This window comes from Phreatobacter sp. (assembly GCF_022843985.1).
Classification (GTDB): domain Bacteria; phylum Pseudomonadota; class Alphaproteobacteria; order Rhizobiales; family Phreatobacteraceae; genus Phreatobacter.
The window spans coordinates 50,490-68,674 of record NZ_JALHMP010000011.1 but is presented as its reverse complement, the minus strand read 5'-3'; the positions used below and the strand labels follow the sequence as shown (position 1 = coordinate 68,674).

At 67.8% G+C, this 18,185-nt stretch carries 20 protein-coding genes; 11 read left to right on the top strand and 9 right to left on the bottom strand.

The features are described from left to right. Nucleotides 1-84: 84 nt before the first annotated feature. Nucleotides 85-1,017: a LysR substrate-binding domain-containing protein gene (locus Q0C57_RS09820; protein WP_296575631.1), complete on the top strand. Its 933-nt coding sequence runs from the start codon at nucleotides 85-87 to the stop codon at nucleotides 1,015-1,017. Here the strand turns inward: Q0C57_RS09820 and Q0C57_RS09815 are convergent. After that, entirely contained in the window at nucleotides 990-1,469 is a 480-nt protein-coding gene (locus Q0C57_RS09815; RefSeq protein WP_296575628.1) for a DUF2938 domain-containing protein, read from the bottom strand. The two genes, Q0C57_RS09820 and Q0C57_RS09815, sit on opposite strands and share 28 nt — an antisense overlap. Between Q0C57_RS09815 and Q0C57_RS09810 the strand changes: the two genes are divergently transcribed. From Q0C57_RS09810 to ugpC, 5 genes are all read left to right on the top strand, one after another. Then, nucleotides 1,468-1,899: a hypothetical protein gene (locus Q0C57_RS09810; RefSeq protein WP_296575625.1), complete on the top strand. Its 432-nt coding sequence runs from the start codon at nucleotides 1,468-1,470 to the stop codon at nucleotides 1,897-1,899. The genes Q0C57_RS09815 and Q0C57_RS09810 overlap by 2 nt on opposite strands. 64 nt (nucleotides 1,900-1,963) lie before the next feature. After that, nucleotides 1,964-3,301, top strand: coding sequence for an extracellular solute-binding protein (locus tag Q0C57_RS09805; protein ID WP_296575622.1), 1,338 nt, complete (start codon nucleotides 1,964-1,966; stop codon nucleotides 3,299-3,301). A 246-nt stretch (nucleotides 3,302-3,547) separates the two neighbouring features. Further along, entirely contained in the window at nucleotides 3,548-4,426 is an 879-nt protein-coding gene (locus Q0C57_RS09800; RefSeq protein WP_296575796.1) for a carbohydrate ABC transporter permease, read from the top strand. Next, on the top strand, nucleotides 4,423-5,340 hold the full coding sequence (locus Q0C57_RS09795; protein WP_296575620.1) for a carbohydrate ABC transporter permease: 918 nt from the start codon (nucleotides 4,423-4,425) through the stop codon (nucleotides 5,338-5,340). The genes Q0C57_RS09800 and Q0C57_RS09795 overlap by 4 nt, the downstream gene beginning before the upstream one ends. A gap of 14 nt (nucleotides 5,341-5,354) precedes the next feature. Beyond that, entirely contained in the window at nucleotides 5,355-6,452 is a 1,098-nt protein-coding gene (gene ugpC / locus Q0C57_RS09790; protein WP_296575617.1) for a sn-glycerol-3-phosphate ABC transporter ATP-binding protein UgpC, read from the top strand. Here ugpC and Q0C57_RS09785 read toward each other — a convergent pair whose 3' ends face one another. From Q0C57_RS09785 to Q0C57_RS09775, 3 genes are all read right to left on the bottom strand, one after another. After that, nucleotides 6,453-7,001: a hypothetical protein gene (locus Q0C57_RS09785; RefSeq protein WP_296575615.1), complete on the bottom strand. Its 549-nt coding sequence runs from the start codon at nucleotides 6,999-7,001 to the stop codon at nucleotides 6,453-6,455. A 97-nt stretch (nucleotides 7,002-7,098) separates the two neighbouring features. Beyond that, complete coding sequence (msrB, locus tag Q0C57_RS09780; protein WP_296575793.1) at nucleotides 7,099-7,506, bottom strand: peptide-methionine (R)-S-oxide reductase MsrB; 408 nt, start codon at nucleotides 7,504-7,506, stop codon at nucleotides 7,099-7,101. Between the two features lie 70 nt (nucleotides 7,507-7,576). Next, nucleotides 7,577-8,434, bottom strand: coding sequence for a ferric reductase-like transmembrane domain-containing protein (locus Q0C57_RS09775; protein WP_296575612.1), 858 nt, complete (start codon nucleotides 8,432-8,434; stop codon nucleotides 7,577-7,579). A 256-nt stretch (nucleotides 8,435-8,690) separates the two neighbouring features. Here Q0C57_RS09775 and Q0C57_RS09770 point away from each other — a divergent pair, with 256 nt between their 5' ends. Both Q0C57_RS09770 and Q0C57_RS09765 read left to right on the top strand, forming a co-directional pair. After that, the gene (locus Q0C57_RS09770) at nucleotides 8,691-10,457 is read left to right on the top strand and encodes a DEAD/DEAH box helicase (protein WP_296575609.1); all 1,767 of its coding nucleotides are present in this window, start codon (nucleotides 8,691-8,693) and stop codon (nucleotides 10,455-10,457) included. A 4-nt stretch (nucleotides 10,458-10,461) separates the two neighbouring features. Further along, on the top strand, nucleotides 10,462-10,938 hold the full coding sequence (locus Q0C57_RS09765) for a YaiI/YqxD family protein (RefSeq protein ID WP_296575606.1): 477 nt from the start codon (nucleotides 10,462-10,464) through the stop codon (nucleotides 10,936-10,938). Here Q0C57_RS09765 and Q0C57_RS09760 read toward each other — a convergent pair. Continuing rightward, nucleotides 10,935-11,699: a DUF3750 domain-containing protein gene (locus Q0C57_RS09760; protein WP_296575603.1), complete on the bottom strand. Its 765-nt coding sequence runs from the start codon at nucleotides 11,697-11,699 to the stop codon at nucleotides 10,935-10,937. The genes Q0C57_RS09765 and Q0C57_RS09760 overlap by 4 nt on opposite strands. Then, nucleotides 11,686-12,342 (bottom strand): glutathione S-transferase family protein, encoded by a 657-nt coding sequence (locus Q0C57_RS09755; RefSeq protein ID WP_296575600.1) that lies wholly within the window; start codon nucleotides 12,340-12,342, stop codon nucleotides 11,686-11,688. Before Q0C57_RS09755 ends, Q0C57_RS09760 begins: the two co-directional genes overlap by 14 nt. A 134-nt stretch (nucleotides 12,343-12,476) precedes the next feature. Here Q0C57_RS09755 and phaZ point away from each other — a divergent pair, with 134 nt between their 5' ends. The 3 genes from phaZ (at nucleotide 12,477) to Q0C57_RS09740 (ending at nucleotide 15,113) form a co-directional block, all read left to right on the top strand. Next, on the top strand, nucleotides 12,477-13,691 hold the full coding sequence (phaZ, locus tag Q0C57_RS09750) for a polyhydroxyalkanoate depolymerase (protein ID WP_296575597.1): 1,215 nt from the start codon (nucleotides 12,477-12,479) through the stop codon (nucleotides 13,689-13,691). Nucleotides 13,692-13,834: 143 nt separating this feature from the next. Continuing rightward, nucleotides 13,835-14,410: a hypothetical protein gene (locus Q0C57_RS09745; RefSeq protein ID WP_296575594.1), complete on the top strand. Its 576-nt coding sequence runs from the start codon at nucleotides 13,835-13,837 to the stop codon at nucleotides 14,408-14,410. A 13-nt stretch (nucleotides 14,411-14,423) separates the two neighbouring features. Next, complete coding sequence (locus tag Q0C57_RS09740; protein ID WP_296575592.1) at nucleotides 14,424-15,113, top strand: RraA family protein; 690 nt, start codon at nucleotides 14,424-14,426, stop codon at nucleotides 15,111-15,113. On the opposite strand, the gene Q0C57_RS09735 is transcribed toward Q0C57_RS09740, so the two are convergent. The 3 genes from Q0C57_RS09735 to Q0C57_RS09725 are packed head-to-tail and all read right to left on the bottom strand — an operon-like array spanning nucleotide 15,107 to nucleotide 18,166. Next, entirely contained in the window at nucleotides 15,107-16,393 is a 1,287-nt protein-coding gene (locus Q0C57_RS09735; protein ID WP_296575588.1) for a type III PLP-dependent enzyme, read from the bottom strand. The genes Q0C57_RS09740 and Q0C57_RS09735 overlap by 7 nt on opposite strands. After that, on the bottom strand, nucleotides 16,383-17,912 hold the full coding sequence (locus tag Q0C57_RS09730; RefSeq protein WP_296575585.1) for an AMP-binding protein: 1,530 nt from the start codon (nucleotides 17,910-17,912) through the stop codon (nucleotides 16,383-16,385). Before Q0C57_RS09730 ends, Q0C57_RS09735 begins: the two co-directional genes overlap by 11 nt. Further along, nucleotides 17,909-18,166, bottom strand: coding sequence for an acyl carrier protein (locus Q0C57_RS09725; protein WP_296575582.1), 258 nt, complete (start codon nucleotides 18,164-18,166; stop codon nucleotides 17,909-17,911). Before Q0C57_RS09725 ends, Q0C57_RS09730 begins: the two co-directional genes overlap by 4 nt. Between the last annotated feature and the right edge of the window lie 19 nt (nucleotides 18,167-18,185).

Sequence of the window (18,185 nt, the reverse complement as noted above, 5' to 3'; positions counted from 1 at the left end):
GACGTATCTTGAGAGAACGCTAACAAGGATATGATTTTCATGAAAACGAAATAAACTGATGAAATCGACGAGGAGATTTCACCGATGATCGGAGGCATGCCGCCCCTGAAGTGCCTCCAGACCTTCACGGCGGTCATGGAGACGGGCAGTTTCGCGGGCGCCGCAGGGCAGCTCAACGTGACGCCGTCGGCGGTCAGCCACCAGATCCGCATGCTGGAGGACATTCTCGGCAAGCCGCTCTTCGTACGCCGCAACCGGACGGTGCAGCCGACCGAGGACGCCGTGGCCTATGCCAGTGCCCTCGGCGAGAGCTTCACCCGCATCGCGGTCGCCACCAGCCGCTTCGCGTCCGAGGGATCGGTCCTGCGCCTGATGCTGCATTCGGCGCCGAGCCTCGCGACGCTCTGGCTGGTGCCGCGGCTTTCCGCCTTCCGCGCCCGACACCCGGAGATCGACCTGACGCTGTTCGCCGGCCACGAACCGGCAAAGCTCGGCGACGACGGCTTCATGATCGACATCCAGTACAACCGCCCCGTGCCCGAGGCCTGCGAGGGGCTGGTGCTGTGCGAGGAGACGGTCATGCCGCTGGCCAGCCCGGATTTCGTGGCGCGCCACCACCTGACGCGGGTGGAGGACATCAGCGCCGTGCCGCTCATCCATTCCGTCCGCAGCGTCGTGCAGTGGGACCAGTGGATCGCCCGCCATGCGCCGCATGTCATGTTGGCACGCCGCGGGATGACTTTCGACCGCGCCTATCTCGGGCTGATGGCGGCGCGCGACGGGCTCGGGCTGATGCTGGAATCGACCCTCCAGGCCGGCGGAATGCTGGCGGCGGGGGAACTCATCGCGCCATTCGGCCCTCTCGGGGTCACCGCCGTCGCGCACCGGCTCGTCTACCGGCGCGAGGACCGGGCGCGTCAGCAGATCGAGGCCTTCGTCACCTGGATCACCGAGGAGATGGCGGCCGACCGTGCAAAGGTGGAGGCGCCTCAGCGGGTCAGAAGGGCGGCGACGTAGAGCCCGAGCCCGAAGACGGTGTGGCCGAGGATGTTGAGCATGCGGATCTGCATGGCATTGTCACGCCGGGAGGCGGCGATGCCGGCGCCCATGCCGGGCTGCAGGATGAACCAGCCGCAGCCGATGGTCACATAGCCGACGATGAGCGCGGGAACGAGGGTTGGGACCCGGGCCCAGCCGACCCCCCAGATGGCCAGCAGGGCAGCGGCGAAGGCGATGCCGACGGCATAGTGGAAGATCCAGCCGATGGCGCGCTCGTTCGCCACCGGCGCGGCCCGGCCGATATCGTCATGGATGAACCGGCCCTGCGGCAGATGGCCGACCCAGCGGCCGACCATGGCCCAGTTCGGCGGAGCGATGGCGAAGGCGCGCTGCAGGAACAGGGCCCAGAGATCGAGCAGGGCGGTGGCGGCGACGCCGAGCACGATGGACCGCCAGATGAATTCGAACATGGATGAACTCCCCGTCCCGCGCTCTTGCGGCGCGGCGCAGGCGCCAATCTGGACGATCGTCGCGGCGGCGAGAAGCCGGGTCGGTGCGGATGGCAGGGTTGCGTGGCAACCGGCGGGGCGTGATCCCCCCGGGGGCCTGCGGATCACCGGCCACCCCAGAACGCTGCATCGCGGCAGCAATGATCACCTACTTGCTGCAACGCACACCAGACAGATCGCCATCACTTCGGCTTTTACCCGCGGGATTGTTGTAACAAATACACAACTTGTATCATACATTTCAGCGATTATTTTGCGACTGCGAAATATTCACTTCACGTGCGGTAGTATCCGCATCTTTGACTCCGCCGAATTTTATCGTTTACTGCGGACGACGCCCAAGCTGACATGCATGCGGCAGGCCCTGCGGCCGGGTCGCTGGATTGGCTAACGAGCTCGGCACGGCGTCCATCAGCGCGGCCATCCGGCCGCGACCGTCCTCGGGAGGATTCACCATGCGCAGACAGACCCTGAGCCGCCGCCGGTTCCTGGCAGCGACGGCGATCACCACAGCGGCGCTTTCGACGCCCTTCGTCCGCGGCGCCCATGCCGCCGGCAAGCTGTCCATCGGGCTCTGGGACCATTGGGTCCCCGGGGCGAACCGGGCCTCCACCGAGGTGGCACAGGCCTGGGCTGCGAAAGAGAAGGTCGAACTGACGATCGACTACATCCCCTCGCAGGGAAACAAGAATCTCCTGACCATCGCCGCCCAGGCGCAGGCGAGGTCGGGCCACGACATGCTCGCCATGCCGACCTGGTGGCCGCAGGCCCATGCCGACCAGCTGGAATCGTGCAACGACATCATGACCCAGCTCATCAGCCAGAACGGTCAGGTGAACGGCACGGTGCAATATCTCGGGCGTGCCGGCCAAAAGTGGCTCGGCGTGCCCGCTACCATCGGTTCGCAGATCAAGGGGCCCTGCTCGCGCATCGACCTGCTGAAGCAGCATGCCGGCATCGACATCCAGGCCATGTATCCGGCCGGCTCCGCGCCGAAAGCCGATGCCTGGACCATGGACGCCTATCTCAAGGCGGCGGAAGCCTGCCACAAGGCGGGTGTGCCCTTCGGCGTCGGGCTCGGCGACACCACCGACTCGGTCGATACGGCCGGCGCCTTCTTCCAGTCCTTCGGAGCGGCGCTGGTCGACGCCAAGGGCGACCTGACGGTGAAGTCGGACGCCGTGCGCCAGGCGCTGGAATACTGCGTCAAGGTCGCGAGGTTCTATCCCGCCGACGCGCCGGCCTGGGACGACGGCTCGAACAACCGCTGGCTGGTCTCCGGCCGCGGCGCGCTGATCATGAACCCGCCGAGCGCCTGGGCGGTGGCCAAGCGCGACGCCCCGCAAATCGCGGCCCAGTGCTGGACCCACGGCATGCCGGCGGGACCGCGGGGGCGCTTCTCGCCCTTCCTGCCCTATTTCTGGAACATCTGGTCCTTCTCGCCGAACAAGCCGGCCGCCAAGAGCCTGCTCGTCGCGATGTCGCAGCCGGACGCCGTCGCGAAATTCGTGGCGGCCTCGGCCGGCTATGACATTCCCTCCTTCGAGAAGCTGACGACCCTGCCGACCTGGGCGGAGGAAGGGCCGCCGAAGGGCACGCTCTACCACTACCCCAACCCGCACAATCACCAGACCCTCTCGATCGCCGCCGCCCCGGCGCCGCCGAAGATCGCCCAGCAGATCTACAGCCAGGGAACGCTGACGAAGATGATCGTCCGGCACCTGCAGGGCGAGCCCATGGAGCGCACGCTGGCCTGGGCCGAGAGCGAGGTGGAAGGCTTCCTGCGCACCTGATCCGCGCGGGTTTCCCGCACCGGTCGAGGGGGCGCTTGCGGCGCCCCCTGCGACGATGACGGCGGCGCGCCGATGCGGGCCGCCGTGCGGCAGCATCACCCGATCACCCGGACCGACACCCTCGCAAGGCGGCGACACCTGATGGCAGATGCAGTCCTTTCATCCGATCCCCCGGCGCGCCGCGTCATCACCCGCCCGAATGCGGTCCGGCGCTTCTTCCAGCGCAAGTCCACCATCGCCTTCCTGATGGCCCTGCCGCTGATCATCCTGATCTTCGGCCTCGTCATCTATCCGGCCTTCTATGCGGTCTATCTGTCGACGCTCCGCAAATCGATGACCAGCGTCGCCTGGATGCGCAACTGCGCCTGGCTGCCCGACATCATCTGCACCCACCTGCCCTTCGGCAACATCCAGTTCCTGTTCACCCGCGAGACGTTCTGGAAGGTCGTCTACCAGTCCTGCCTCTTCGCCATCACGGCGGTGATCTTCAAGGCGCTGCTGGGCTTCATCCTCGCCCATTTCGTCCACAACATCCCCGCCAAGGGGCAGCGCAAGTGGCGCGGCATGCTGCTGATCCCCTGGGTCATTCCGCCGGCCATGTCGACGCTCGCCTGGCTCTGGCTCTTCGACCCCTCCTACAGCGCCTTCAACTATGTGCTGACCGGCGCGGGCTTCGACCGCATCCCCTGGACGGGGGACGCCAACTGGGCGCGGTTCGCGGTGATCCTGGTCAATATCTGGGTCGGTGCGCCGTTCTTCATGATCATGTATCTGGCGGCGCTGAAATCGGTGCCCGACCAGCTCTACGAGGCGGCCGCCATCGACGGCGCCAATTGGTGGCAGCGCATCTGGTACGTGACGCTGCCGATGATGCGCAACATCATCGCCATCACGGCGCTGTTCTCCACCATCGTCACCTTCGCCAATTTCGACATCGTCCGCGTGCTCACGGCCGGCGGGCCGCTGGACCAGACCCATCTCTTCGCGACCTGGGCCTTCAAGCTCGGCATCGAGGGCGGCGACATCCCGCTCGGCGCCTCGGTGTCGCTGTTCATGGTGCCGATCCTGGCGGTCGCGGCGATCTTCATCCTGCGGGACATCAACCAGCGAGGGAACGAGGCATGACCGCGGCGACCACCATGTCCGACAAGGGCGCCCCGAGGCGCAAGACGGCCTATGGCTCGATGAGCCGCGACCGGACCTGGGCGCTGCGCTGGTCCTATTTCTTCCTCGTCATCTTCGCCGCCTTCTTCCTGCTGCCGCCGATCTACATGTTCATCACATCGCTGAAGACCAGCGCGGAAATCTCAGCGGCGACCAATCCGTGGTGGGTCTACAATCCCACCCTGTCGAACTATGTCGAACTGCTGACCAAGCCGGAATATCTCGTCTTCTTCCGCAATTCGGTGGTCGTCTCGACCTTCGTGGTGACGATCACCATGCTGATCTCGATCCCCGCCGCCTTCGCCCTGTCGCGCATGCGGTTCTGGGGGTCAGCGACGCTCGCGACGGGGGTGTTCCTCACCTATCTCGTTCCGGACACGCTGCTTTTCATCCCGTTGTTCAAGATGTTCGCCGTGTTTCACGAATGGACCGGCATCCAGATGCTGAACCGCTGGTGGGTGCTGCTCGTCGTCTATCCGACGCTGACCGTGCCCTTCTGCACCTGGATCATGATCGGCTATTTCGCCTCGATCCCGAAGGAGCTCGACGAGGCGGCGATCATCGACGGGGCCTCATGGTTCCAGACCCTGACGCGGATCTTCATTCCCGTCGCCCTGCCCGGCATCATCGCCGCCACCATCTTCGCCTTCACGGTGAGCTGGGCACAGTTCCTCTACCCGCTGGCCTTCACCACGTCAGTGGATCAGTTGGTGCTGCCGGTGGGGATCATCACCACGCTGATCCGTGGTGACGTCTTCGCCTGGGGCCAGATCATGACGGGAGCGCTGCTCGGAGCCCTGCCGCCGCTGATCATCTACGCCTTCCTCATGGACTATTACATCGCAGGCCTGACAGCCGGCGCGACCAAGGGCTGACGGGAGAGCAGACAATGGCAGGAGTAACCCTCAGGAACGTCGTCAAGCGCTATGGAGACGTGGAGGCCGTCCGCGGCATCAACCTGGACATCGCCGATGAGGAATTCGTGGTGCTGGTCGGCCCGTCCGGCTGCGGCAAGTCGACGACGCTGCGCATGATCGCCGGGCTGGAGGACATTTCGGACGGGGACATCGCCATCGACGGCGACGTGGTCAACGATGTGCCGCCGAAGGACCGGGACATCGCCATGGTGTTCCAGAACTATGCCCTCTACCCGCATATGACGGTGGCCGAGAACATGAGTTTCGGCCTCAGGCTGAAGCGCTATCCCAAGGCGGAGATCAAGAGCCGTGTGGACGAGGCGGCGCGCATCCTCGACATCCGGGAGCTGCTCGATCGCAAACCCAAGGCGCTGTCCGGCGGCCAGCGCCAGCGCGTCGCCATGGGCCGTGCCATCGTGCGCAATCCCAAGGTCTTCCTCTTCGACGAGCCGCTGTCGAACCTCGATGCCAAGCTGCGCGTGCAGATGCGCACCGAGATCAAGAAGGTCCACCTCAAGGTGCGCACCACCACAGTCTACGTGACCCACGACCAGGTCGAGGCGATGACCCTCGCCGATCGCGTGGTGGTGATGAACCACGGCCTGATCGAGCAGATCGGGCCGCCGAACGAGCTCTACCACCACCCGCGGACCCGCTTCGTCGCCGGCTTCATCGGCTCGCCGGCGATGAACTTCATCCCGGTGCAATTGCTGGCGACGGATGGCGGCCTCGACCTTTTCATCACCGGCTCCATCGTGCTGCCGGTGCCGCCGGCACGGGTGGAGCGCTACAAGGGCTTTGCCGGCCAGGCGGGACTGGTCCTCGGCCTTCGCCCCGAGCACATCACCGAGACCTCGGCGGCCATGGATCCGGGCGTCGCGCCCTTCGCCATGACGCTCGATGTCATCGAGCCCATGGGCAACGAGACGCTGGTCTATTTCACCATTGGCGGAGATACCATGTGCGGGCGCGTCAGTCCCAATGCGGGGGCCGCCGATGGCCAGCCCATGCGCCTCGCTGCCAATCTCAACCACATGCACCTCATCGATGCCGCAGGCATGGTGCTGTGATCAGAAGAACTGGTCGATCGCCATGGCTGCAACGATCGATACGGCCAATGCCAGGTCGATCAGTCGGCGGCGCGGCGAGTAGCGCATCAGCATGCCCGACAGCGCCACGCAGAAGGCGAGCATGCCGCTCAGGCTCGACAGGATGACGAACCTCAGGTCCAGCATCAGAGCGATGGACAGGAAGGTGGCGACGCCGACAAGGCCGGAAATGACAACGGCGAAGAGGCCATAGGCGCCCGATATGTCCGTAAAGCGCAACAGGGCGCGCTGCCAGGCCGGGACGGCGCGCGGCGGCACGCTCACGTCGAAGAGCGCGCCGAGCGCCCGGCCGCTGGCAAGGAAGGCCAGCGCCGCCGCCCCGGGCATCAGCGCGAGCAGGGCGAAACGGCGGTCGGTGGCGATCTTGTCGATGCCGACGACGCGCTCGACGAAGCCGAAGGCGGTGAGCATCACCGAGCCGATGGTCAGCGCGCTGGCGACGATGACCCGCGTCACGTCGATCAGGGCCCTCTCGCGGTCGAAGGGCGGCGGGACGGCGGGCGAGGTCATGCGGGCACTCGGTTCGATGGGCTCCGGAGAGGGCCGTCCGGAGGGTCCGGGATCATGATCGCATCGCCCCGTTAATGCCCGGTTGCCCGCCGCCGTGTCAGGCCGGTTCGAAGGTCAGCGCCACGCCGTTGATGCAGTAGCGCAGGCCCGTCGGCGGCGGGCCATCGGGGAAGACATGGCCGAGATGGCCGCCGCAGCTGGAACAGTGCACCTCGGTACGCACCATGCCCCACGAGCGGTCGACCGTCTCCTCCACCGCGCCCGGCAGGGGCTGGTCGAAGCTCGGCCAGCCGGTCCCGCTCTCGAATTTCTTGGCCGCCACGAAGAGCTTCTGTCCGCAGCCGGCACAGGAGAAGGTGCCGGCGCGCTTCTCGTGGTTGAGGGCGCAGCTGCCCGGCCGCTCCGTGCCGTGGCCGCGCAACACCTGATACTGCTCGGCCGTCAGGATGCGGCGCCATTCCTCGTCGGTCTTGGTGACGGGAAAGGTCTTGGTGGCAACATTCATCGTGTCGTCTCCCTTCGTTCCGAACAGGGCGGTCAGTTGCTGCAAAAGTCCCATGACCTGGGCCCTCCTGTCATCGCGCGCCGGCGGTTGCCCGACGCGGGGCAGGCGCGTCCCGCCGGGCACGGAGCCGGACGAGACTGACCAGCGCCAGCGCCAGGCCCGCCAGAACCACCCACAGGGCCGGCCTCACCCCGAAGGCGATGTCGAGATTGGCGAGAAGGATGCGCGAGGCCATGACACCGGTCATAGTCGCGTACCACAGCGCCTCGAGCAGGGCCGTGGCGATCCCCGATATGAGGGCGAGACCGGCGAGTTGCAACGGCCGCGGCGCGATCCCCCGGCGCCGCATCAGCCGGAATCCCATGAGCCAGACGAAGAAGCCGAGCATCAGCGCCGGCTGCGACACGTCGATCTTGGTCTGCAGGAAGAAATGCCAGATGGCGATGAAGGTGAGCGGATAGGTCAGCAGATGCAGCCGGTTCCAGGCGGTGCTGCCGAGCCGGCGGATCATGGCGTCGGTCGAGGTCGCGGCGAGGACGAGCAGCCCCACGACGCCGACGAAGCCGATGGTGAGATAGAAGCGCAGGAGGATCTCGCTCGCCACCTTCTGCAGGTCATAGGCCTGTTCGACCACGTAGAAGAGGAGATGGACGAGCGCATAGGCCGCGGCGGCGACGCCGACCATGCGGCGCACGGCGATCAGCTTCGGCCAGTCGGCGATGAAACGCAGCGGCGTCACCAGAAGGGCGACCAGAAGCAGCCGCAGGGACCAGTCGCCGGACTGGTGAATAGCCGCGGTGATCGGTTTCGCGCCGAGCGAGCCCGTCGCCGCCTGGAGGGCGATCCACGCCCCAGGCGCAAGGATCCCCAGGAAGACGATGAGCTTGAGAACGGAGAGATTCCCCGCCCGGTCGTTCCACGGCAGCATGCAAGATCCCCTGACGGCCCGATGTCATGCCATACGCGAGAGCACCGCAACAGGTTACTGTATCGCCCCTCACGTTGCGGTGAGGCCCGGGCCTCCGGCGCGTCGGAGCTGGCGGGATCTACCGCATCTGCGAAAAACATGGATTTTTGTCGCGGATGCGCCTAGGGAGACGGCCAACCTCCGAAGCCGCCATGTCCGCCGATCCCTGACCGGCCCTTCCTTCCGCCGGCTCGGACCATTCAGGACATTCCGCCACGTGACCGAAGCCATCATCCCATCGCAACTGGCCGCGGCCCTCGCCGCCAGGGACTATGTCGACCTCACCCCGGTCCAGAGCGCCGTTCTGGCGCCCGCGGCCGCGGGCCGCGACCTCCTTGTCTCTGCCCAGACGGGATCAGGCAAGACGGTCGCCTATGGTCTGGCCCTCGTCGACACCCTGATGGGGGATGCCGAGCGCCTGCACCGCACCGCCGCGCCGCTGGCGCTGGTCGTGGCGCCGACGCGCGAACTGGCGCTGCAGGTGCAGCGCGAACTGACCTGGCTCTATGCCGATACCGGGGCGCGCATCATCGCCTGTGTCGGCGGCATGGACGCGCGCCGCGAGCGGCGCCTGCTCGAGGACGGCGCCCATATCGTCGTCGGCACGCCGGGCCGGTTGCGCGACCATATCGAACGCGGCGCGCTCGAACCGTTCGAGGCCAAGGCCGTGGTGCTGGACGAGGCCGACGAGATGCTCGATCTCGGCTTCCGCGACGATCTCGAGTTCATCCTCAACGCCACCCCCGAGGATCGCCGCACCCTGCTGTTCTCGGCGACGATCCCCGCCGCCATCGCCACCCTTGCCAAGCGCTACCAGCGCCAGGCCCTGCGCATCGAATCCGGGGCCGGCGAACGCGGCCACCAGGACATCGACTACCGCGTGATCCGGGTCTTTCCGAACGAGGTCGAGCACGCGGTCGTCAACGTGCTGCGCCAGCTCGAGCCGAAGACGGCGATCGTCTTCGCCAATACCCGCAACGCCGTGCGCCACCTGCAGGCGACGCTGGTGGAGCGCGGCTTCTCCGCCGTGTTCCTGTCGGGCGAACTCGGCCAGCACGAGCGCAACCTCGCCCTGCAGTCCCTGCGCGACGGGCGTGCCCGCATCTGCGTCGCCACCGATGTCGCGGCGCGCGGCATCGACCTGCCGAACCTCGCCCTCGTCATCCATGCCGAGTTGCCGCACGACGCCGAGGTGATGCAGCATCGTTCCGGCCGCACGGGCCGCGCCGGCAACAAGGGCGTCAGCGTCCTCCTCGTGCCCACGACGCGGCGTCGCCGCGCCGAAAGCCTGCTCGCCGAAGCCGGCATCCGGGCCGAATGGACCGGCCCGCCGACCGCCGACGACATCCGCGCCCTCGACCGCGAGCGCATCTTCGCCGACCCGCTGCTGACCGAGGAGGCCAGCGAGGAGGACCGTCAGGTCGCCGCGGTGCTGATGGAGCGCAAGTCGGCGGAGGACATTGCCGTCGCCCTGGCACGGGTGCTGCGCTCTCGCCTGCCCGAGCCGGAGGAGGTCTCCGATCCGGGCTTCGCCCGCAGCGCCACCGCCGGGCCGCGCGGTCGGCCCGAGCGCGACCTGAAGATGACCGGCGACATGGCCTGGTTCCGCGCCGATGTCGGCCGGCAGAACCGCGCCGATCCGAAATGGCTGCTGCCGATGATCTGCCGCCGCGGCAAGGTCACGCGCGACGATATCGGTGCCATCCGCATCCATGACACGACGACGGAGTTCCAGGTGTCGGCGGCCCTCGCCGAGACCTTCATCGTCAATGCCCGCAAGGCCAATGCGGACGACGTGTTCATCACCCCGATCCAGGAGGGCGAGGGCGGCGCACCGCCGCCGCGCTTCCGCCAGCGGCCGGACGAGGGGCGCGAGACGCGCGACGCCAAGCCCTATGCCAAGAAGCGCCCGCCGCCGGGTTCGCCCAAGGGCAAGGCCGAGCGCGGCGGCTTCAAGCACCGCAAGAATCGCGAGCGCCAGTGACGCTATGACGGCGGGCGGTCCGATCGTCGTCTATGTCGATGCCGATGCCTGTCCGGTGAAGGACGAGGTTTACCGCGTCGCCCAGCGCTACGGCCTCGCCGTCAAGGTGGTGGCGAACAGCCCGATCGCCGTACCGCGCGAGCCGTGGATCGAGCGCGTCGTGGTGAGCGAGGGTCCCGACGTCGCCGACGACTGGATCGCCGAGCGCGCCGGCGCCGGCGCCATCGTCGTCACCGCCGACATTCCGCTGGCGGCGCGGACGGTGAAGGCAGGTGCCGCCACGCTCGCGCCGAACGGCCGCATTTTCGACGCCGGCTCGATCGGCATGGCGCTGGCCACCCGCAACCTCATGGACGACATCCGCTCGGCGGGCGGCCAGACCCGCGGTCCGCCGGCCTTTGCCGCCCGCGACCGCTCGGCCTTTCTCTCGGCCATGGACCTGACGGTGAACCGGCTGAAGCGGGCGGGCTATGGCGGCTAGACGAAGCTCTCGCCCATGCCGATGCGGCCGATGGCCGGCAGCTTGATGGCCGGGCGGCGGAAGTCGAGGCCGAGAACCGCGCCGAAAAGGCTGATTTCCAGCCCCTCGTACCAGCCGATGGTGAGACCGAGATAGCCGCCGAGCGTGGCGCGGAAGCCGAGGCCGGCCGCCGCGGGCGCAAGCCAGCGGCCATCATGGGGAAAGTCCTTGCCGATGGCGGTCGGCGGCAGGGTCGCCTCCAGATCGGCGGCGGCGAGAACCGCGGCGACGAACGTATTGGAATTCGGCCCCGGCCAGGCGCGGTAGTCGCCGCGATTGGCATGGACATAGCCGGCGATGGCGGCGCGGATCCTGGGAATGGCGGCGGCGGCCGTCGCGCCGTCGGCAGCGAAGACCAGTTCCGGCTCGCGCCCGAACCAGCGACCGTCGGCGACGAAGCCGTTGATGCGGATCGGTTCGCCCCAGGCGGTATAGTCGAACCGGTCATAGCGGGCGGCACCCGCCTCCTTCACCACGATCCAGGTATGGGTGGCGAAGATGCCGCGCCAGCGCACCGTGCGGGCGGCATAGACGCGGATCACCGCCTCAGGCGTCGCCCCGGCGGGTGCCAGGAGCCCGGCGCTGGCCCGGCCTGCAGCCGACCAGTCGGGACCCTGGTCACCGGCCGCGTAATGGCCGGCGGACCAGCCGATGGGCAGCAGGAACAGCAGCAGAAAGGCCAGGGCAATCCGCCGGCTCCGGCCGGGCCTAGAACTCGACATCCAGTTCCTCGATCTCCTCGGGCTCGGCCTTGGCGGCCTTGATCCATTCCCTCAGCGGCGCCCAGTCCATGACGGTCCGGCAATAGGCGGCGGCTGTGGCATCCAGAGGGACATCGTAGGTGTAGAATCGCATGCAGACCGGCGCATACATGGCGTCGGCCACCGTCGGCGACGCCCCGAACAGCCAGGGGCCGCCATAGGTGGAAAGGCACTCGTCCCAGATGGCGAGGATGCGGTCGATGTCGGGCTGAGCCCCGGCCCAGATCTTGAAGCCTGCATGGCGGGCCTTGAGATTCATCGGCAGGGCCGAGCGCAGGTTCTGGAAACCTGCATGCATCTCGCCCGAGATGGAGCGGCAATGGGCCCGTGCCACGCGGTCCCGGGGCAGCAGACCCGCCTTGGGAAAGGTCTCGTGCAGATATTCCGCGATCGCCCAGGTGCCCCATATCTTGGCGCCCTCGTCGGTCAGCGCCGGAACGAGGAACGACGGCGAGAGCAACAGGAGCTCGGCCCGCTGCCCCGGATCATCGACGGGAATCGGCACCTCGTCGAAGGCGATGCCGGACATCTTGCAGAGGAGCCAGCCGCGCAGCGACCAGGACGAATAGTTCTTGCTCGAAATGGTGAGCTTGGCCTTGGCCATCCCGAACCTCCCCGGTGACGGCGGCTCTGATGCAGAGATCCGACAGAAAGAATACTCTCGCAGTGCAACAGAAAGTGCACTAGCTTTTTTTGGATCGATGCCAAGGTGGCATCTCGACCCACCCCGGACCACCCATGCTGTACCACGCGTTCGAATTCCAGCAGCGGATGTTCGAGCCCGTACGTGATGCTGCCCGCATGGCCGGTGCCCTGTTCGGCCCCGCTCTCTTCGCATCGCAAGGACGGCTCGGCCGCGAGATCATGGCGTCCTGGGAGATGATCGGCCGCACCGGAGTCATCCATACCCGTCCGGATTACGGGATCACCAGCGTCATGGTGGGCAACCGCGAGGCGGCTGTATCGGAGGTCCCCGTCCACGTCACGCCCTTCGGAACGCTGCTCAATTTCCGCAAGGATGTCGACGTCACCCAGCCGAAAGTGCTGCTGGTGGCGCCGCTCTCCGGCCATTTCGCGACATTGCTGCGCAGCACGGCGCGGACGATGCTGCAGGACCATGACGTCTTCATCACCGACTGGCACAGCGCCCGCGACATTCCATGGACGGCGGGACGTTTCGGCTTCGACGAATATGTCGAGCACATCATCGACTTCCTGCATGTGATGGGGCCGGGATCGCATGTGGTCGCGGTCTGCCAGCCCTGCGTGCAGGCGCTCGTCGCCGCCGCGGTAATGGCGCAGGCCGGCGATCCGGACCAACCCAGCAGCTTGACGCTGATGGCCGGCCCCGTTGACGTGCGGGTCAACCCGACCAAGGTCAACGATCTCGCCACCAGCCATCCCTTCGAGTGGTTCGAGAGGAACCTGATCTCGACGGTGCCCCTGCCCTGCGCCGGCGCCGGCCGGCGCGTCTATCCGGGCGTCCTCCAGCTCATCGCCTTCCTGTCGATGAACAAGGAGCGGCACATCAAGGCCCATCTCGACCTGCACGGCCACCTCACACGCGGCGAGACGGAGAAGGCCGAAGCGATCAAGACCTTCTACGATGAGTATTTCGCCGTGCTCGACCTGACGGCGGAATTCTATCTGGAGACCATCGACAAGGTCTTCCAGCGGGCGCTGCTGCCGAAGGGTGAACTCACCTACAAGGGCCGCCCCGTCGACCCCTCCGCCATCCGCCGGACCGCCCTCCTGACCGTCGAGGGTGAGCGTGACGACATCTGCTCGCTCGGCCAGACCGTCGCCGCCCACGATCTCGCCTCGAAGCTGAAGCCTTTCCGCAAGCGCCACCACATGCAGGCGGGCGTCGGCCATTACGGCGTCTTCAGCGGCCGGAAATGGGACGGTCAGGTCTATCCGATCGTCCGCAACATGATCCTCGCGAGCGAATAGAAACAGCCTCCGCGAGCAAGGGGCGGAGCCGCTGCCCTTTTTGGGGGGCGTGTCAATCGGCCGGCGACCCGCTATAGGCGGTGGCAGGGACGACTGACGATTCCGGCACCGCGCCGGACGACGCCAATGAGGACCAACCCGCCATGACCCTGACCCGCCTGCTGCGCGCCGCCGCCATTGCAGCGACGCTCGCCGTCGCCTCGCCCGCCTTCGCCGACGATATCCGCGATGCGATCGAGGAGGCCCGCAAGGCCTATCAGGCCAATGACCTCGTCGCCGCCAAGGCGGCCCTCGACGTCGCCTCGCAGCTTCTGGCGCAGCGCAGCGCCAGCGGCCTGTCGCGCTTCCTGCCCGCCCCGCCGCGCGGCTGGACCGCCGACGAGGCTGAGACCGATGCCAGCGCCGCAGCCATGTTCGGCGGCGGCCTCATCGCCAAGCGGCGCTATTCCACCGGCGAGCGCCACGTGACCCTGCAGGTGCTTGCCAATTCCCCGATGATCGCCCAGCTGTCGCCGCTGTTCTCCAACGCCCAGCTGCTCGGCGCCATGGGCCGTGTCTTCCGCTTCAAGGGCAAGACCGCCGTGCATTCCCGCGACGGCAATATCCAGGTGCTGCTGGGGCGGACGCTGATCATTCTCGAGGGATCCGGGACCGAAGCCGAGAAGCGCGCCCTTCTGGACCTGCTCGATATCGCCGCCATCGAATCCTTCAACGGCTGATCGGGCTCCCGCCATGTCCCTCGGTTTCCAGGTCCTGCCCAAGCCCCATGCCAACGATCCCGCGCTGACGGCGCTGCTCGCCGGCATCCCGACGGCGCTGCTCAGCGACAATATGGGCCGGCTCTTCGCCGCTGGCCCGGCGCTGCGGCCGATGCATGACGGCACGCCGATGCTCGGCTTCGCGCTGACGGTCAGGACACGGCCCGGCGACAACCTCCTGGTCCACAAGGCCATCGACATGGCCGGTCCGGGCGATGTGGTGGTGGTGGAGGCCGGCGGCGTGCTGACCAATGCCATCATCGGCGAGATCATGGCGACGATCGCGCTGAAGAACGGTGTCGCCGGCATCGTCATCGACGGCGCCATCCGCGATTCCGACGCCATCGCGGCGATGAGCCTGCCCATCTTCGCCGCCGGTGTGACCCATCGCGGCCCCTACAAGGACGGCCCCGGCGAGATCAATACAGGTGCGGTGATCGGCGGCCAGCATGTCGCGCCCGGCGATCTCGTCGTCGGCGATACCGACGGGGTTCTCGCCGTGCCGCGGGCGGAGGTGGCCGCCGTCGCGGCGCTCGCCCGCGCCCAGCTCGCCGCCGAGGATGCGACGATGAAGGCCATCGCCGCCGGCACGCTCGACCGCAGCTGGGTCGATGCGACGCTCGCCGCCAAAGGCGCCGCGCTCGGCAAGGCCTCGGTCTACTGAACCCGTGAAATCAGCTGCGCCGCGCCGGCGTCCACCAGGACCTCGGCGGGCGCGGGATGGCTGAGGAAGCCGACCGGACTGGCGGTCGGCCCATAGGCGCCCGACTGCAGCACGGCGACGAGATCGCCCTCGGCCATGGTCGGCATCTCGACCTTGCGGGCCAGGGTGTCGAGCGGCGTGCAGAGCGGCCCGACGACGCTGGCCTGACCGACCAGCGGTTCGCCCATGCGCGAGGCGGCGGCGACCGGATAATCGCGCTTGATGACCTGTCCGAGATTGCCGGAGGCGGCGAGATGGTGGTGCATGCCGCCGTCAACCACGAGGAAGCGCTGGCCTCGCGAGATCTTGGCGGCGAGAACGGCCGAGAGATAGACGCCGCTCGCACCGACGAGATAGCGGCCGGGCTCGACCAGCACATGGGCGTCGCGGATGAGCGGATCGGCGTCGCGCAGGGCGATCAGCTCCGGCAGGCCGGCCCGGACCGCCGCGAGGTCGAGGGTGCCTTCACCGGCGAAATAGGGGATGCCGAGCCCGCCACCGAGGTCGATGGTGCGCAGCGGGCGGCCGAGACGCGCGGCGGCGCGGCCGGCGACGGCGAGGCCGTGGCGCCACTGGCCGATCAGCACGGCGGCATCGAGGATCTGCGTCCCCGCGAAGAGATGGATGCCGGTGAGATCGAGATGGGGATCGCCTGCCACAGCGTCCACGACGGCGTCGAGATCCTCCTCGTCGAAGCCGAAGGGGGCGGCCTTGCCGCCCATGCGCATGGCGCCGCCCTGGGCCTCGGCGATGGGATTGACACGGACGGCAACGCAGACCCGGCGGCCGAGGGACGCGCCGATGGCCGCGACATGGGCCATTTCCTCGTGGCTCTCAAGGTGGATCTCGCCGATACCGGCTGATATCACGGCCGCGAGTTCCGAGCGGCGCTTGCCCGGGCCGGCGAAGAGGATCTGTGCGGGATCGACGCCCGCTTTCATCGCCGCGTGGAACTCGCCGAGCGAGGCGATTTCGATTCCGGCGCCGGCGGCATGGAGCACCCGCACCACGGCCGGATTGGGATTGGCCTTGATCGAGTAATGGATGGTGGCGAAGCCTTCGAGGGCGGCCGCCAGAGCGTGATAGGAGCGCCGGATGAGGCCGGCATCATAGGCGAAGAGCGGCGTGCCGAAGCGCTCGGCGAGGGCACGGGCCGGGATACCGCCGATCAGGAGGTCGGCACCGGCGACGCCGAACTGGTCGGCGACGAGCCTGTCGGCGAGGGTCGCGTCAGTCGCCATGGCTGCGCTCGCGGACCAGGCCGACATAGTCGACCTTGCCATTGGGGGTGACGGGCAGGCGCGCGACCAGCTCCAGCTCGCGCGGCACCATGTAGGGCGGCAGTTCGGCCGCGGCGGCCTGCAGCACCGCGGCGCCGTCGACCGGGCCGAGGGCCACCGCCACGGCATGGACCTTCTGCCCGGCGAAGGGGTCGGGCAGGCCGATCACCGCAACCTGCTGGAAATGGCCCATGGCCATCAGGCATTCCTCGACCTCGGTCGGGCTGATGCGATGGCCGGAGGATTTGATCATGGCGTCGTTGCGGGCGACGAAATAGAGGAAACCGTCCGCATCCTCCGTCACCAGGTCACCGGACCAGCAGACGGTCTCGCCGCCCTCGACGGCCGGCCGGAACGGATGGGGCCTGAGGACCTCGGCCGTCGCATCCGGCCGGTTCCAGTAGCCGAGCGACACGGTGGGGCCACGGTGGACGAGGATCCCCGGCTCCCCGGGCGCGGCCCGGCGGCCGTCGGCGGTCACCACCAGCATCTCGCATTCGGGGATGGCCTTGCCGATGGAGGTCGGGCGGTGCTCCACCTCCTCGGGCGGCAGGAAGGTGGAGCGGAAGGCCTCGGTGAGGCCATACATCAGGAAGATCCGGGTGCCGGGCAGTTTCTCGCGCAGCCGCGCCACGGTCTCGGAGGGCACGGCCCCGCCGGAATTGGTGATGTAGCGCAGGGTCGGGAGCGGCGTCTTCGCCAGGATCGGCGTCGCCCGGGTGAGGATGGCCCAGATCGTGGGAACGCCGGCGAGCCCGGTGATGCCGTGCGTGGCGATCGCCTTCACGATGTCGGCGCCGAACTGGAAGGTGAGCAGCACGATGCGGGCGCGCTGCTCCACCGCCGTCAGCAACTGGTTGAGGCCGTAATCAAAGCTGAAGGGCAGCACCGAGAGGATGCGCTCGTCTTCGGTGATTCCAAGATAGGTGCGCACGATGCGCGTGCCCGCCAGCAGGTTGCGGTGGCTCAGCATCACGCCCTTGGGCCGCCCGGTCGAGCCCGAGGTGTAGAGGATGGCGGCGAGATCCTCGCCGATGCCAGCGGCCGGCGGCAAGGCGGCCGGCTCGTCGGCCGGCAGGCCGTCGACGGCGATGATCCGGATGTCATCGAGGCCCGCAAAAGCCTCGTCGAGGGCGGCGACCTGATCCCTGAGGGTCAGCACGATCCGAGCGCCGCAATCGGCAACGATGTGGCGGACCTGGGCCGGCTTCAGCAGGGCATTGACGGGGACGAAGACGCCGCCGGCCATGGCGATTCCGAAGATCGCCCAGCATTCCTCGAGGCTCTTCGGCAGAAAGATCGCGACCCGATCACCACGGGCCAGGCCCTGGTCGCGACAGAGCTGCGCGCAGCAGCGGGCGGCGGCGAGAAGGTCGGCATAGGTCGCCTGCCGCTCGCCATCAACCACGGCGATGCGCTCCGCCCCGGACGCGGCGGCCTGTTCGAGAAGGTGGTGGAGGAGATAGGGCGGAGCCGTCACGCGCGCTGGCGCTCCGCGAAGGCGACCAGCTGGCCGAAGGTCTCGAAATTGGCCGGGTCGAAGTCGTCGTCCATCAGCTGGATGCCGAAGCGCTCGTCGAGGAAGGTGACCAGTTCAAGAATGCCGAGGGAATCGATGGCGCCGCTGGCGAGGAGCTGCGTCTCGGCCGCAAGCGGCTGGTTGGCGAGTGCCGGGAACCGGCCCTTGAGGAAGGCGCTGGTCTCCTCGGCAATATCGATCATCTCGGTGCTCACGGTTCTCTCCCGCTCAGGT